The following is a 1,824-nucleotide window of genomic DNA, read 5'->3' on the forward strand; positions in this document are numbered from 1 at the left end:
TAATAGTTTAATAGTTTAATAGATGAAAACAAAAACACACTACACAAGAGCGTAAGTAATAATCTAAACAACAGTTTTGACTCTTTGTTAAAAACCCCAACTAATAAGGTGAAAAACAATAAATCAAAAAGAGAAAAGAACTCTGACACCCTTAAAGCCATCACATCATTTTGACGAAATACAATAAATATAAACGTACTTAAATACGATATGTAAAAAAACAAGTGCAAGTAAAAATAATTTACAGTTATTATGCGCTTATTTTTCTTACAGTTAAACCAAATGACATAAAAAAATAAAAACGCCGATTTAACAATCAAATAAGAATTAATTAAACTTAATTGTTGGATCGGGTATTCACCATTAATATATGGATTAATTCTAGATCCTAGAATAGGGACATTATCCAACAATGCAAAATTAAAAGGGAAAACAACTGCAAATAACAAAAATAATAGCAATATAAATACTATTCTCCCTTGATTCTTTACTTTATATATTAATAAAAACAATGGAATACATAGTAAAATTAACAGTGCAGACATATGAATAGCTAAAGCGACCAATAAACACATATAACTTTTTAAATACTTTTTATCAATAAACAAAAAGAAAGCTAATGTTGCTGTAGATATAGAAGCAGCAGCTCTAAATTGAGTCAATTCAAAAACGAAAAAAAACTTACAAAAATACAACAATATAAAAGTTAATATAATTTGATGTTCAAACCTTTTCAAAAAAATAACTTTTGAAAATATAGCTATTGAAACCAAACTGAATATTACCCAGAAAACTCCACCACCTAAGATGTGAGATACTTCAGATAGAAGATTAAATGCCGGGTCTTTTAATCGAAAAAAACCGACATTGTCATTAGTCTGAATTACATCTTCAAACCAGTTTAAATAATTAAGATAATCTTGCGAACTCTCTACATCTCGGACCAAAAAAAATAACAAAAAAGACACAATCACATAAATAAAAAGAATGAGTTGCCTTTTTAGATTAGCTGATAAATAAGAATACTTTAAAGACAATAATTTATCCACGCAACTTGCCAAACCTGCCTATAATTCCATGAAACATCCCTTTTGTCATATATAAAACTTGTTCTCGCTTATTTTCTGTTGAAAAGGCATAAACGATAAACCTTGGGATATATTTAAAAACTTCAGATACTTTCCACTGTATTGGCACATGCTTCATTCTTAATAACATGAACACGTTCCTAAAGTAATAATAATGCCTTATAGCAGAATGGTTAACATATTCCTTACCTAAAAACTTCACTGGCTTGTCGCCTATTTCATGCTCCATTCTCAACCAAGGCAATCCTAATATTTTGTACCCTTTATAATTAGCTCTTAAACACCATTCAATATCAACAAAATCGATAAATAACTCTTCATTCATTGGGCCTATTTTGTCATAACAAGATAAATTTAGTAGTGTTCCTGAAGTAATTACATATGATGCTTCAATTGGCTCCTCACCCATTGCTAAAGTTCTTCCCATAGTATATTTATTTTTTTGAATAAATGACGCATTACGGCCAAGGGCTTTATCAAAATAACTAGGTGCAATTAAAGCAATATCATTAATGTCTGACTTATTATTAAAGAACTCTGTTAATCCATTTACTAGTTTATAATCAGGTTCACTATCTTGATCCAATAGCAAACAATATTTGTAAGACTGTTCTTTTACATAATCAATGCCAATATTTAAAGCTTTCGCTATACCTACATTATCATTTAATGTTATTAGCTTAATATTTTCGTTCAAATTATAATCAGAAGGTGAAGGAGTATTATCCACAACAAC

Annotated in this window: 2 protein-coding genes; both read right to left on the minus strand. The window is 28.6% G+C overall.

The genetic code is table 11. The features are described 5' to 3' along the window. On the minus strand, positions 1 to 1,049 hold a 1,049-nt coding region (locus tag A1QC_RS13795), incomplete at its 3' end, for an EpsG family protein (RefSeq protein WP_017023799.1). Next, positions 1,042 to 1,824: glycosyltransferase family 2 protein (locus A1QC_RS13800; protein WP_017023800.1), on the minus strand; the 783-nt coding region annotated here is incomplete at its 5' end. The genes A1QC_RS13795 and A1QC_RS13800, both read right to left, overlap by 8 nt.

This window comes from Vibrio rumoiensis 1S-45 (genome assembly GCF_000286955.2).
GTDB lineage: Bacteria > Pseudomonadota > Gammaproteobacteria > Enterobacterales > Vibrionaceae > Vibrio > Vibrio rumoiensis_A.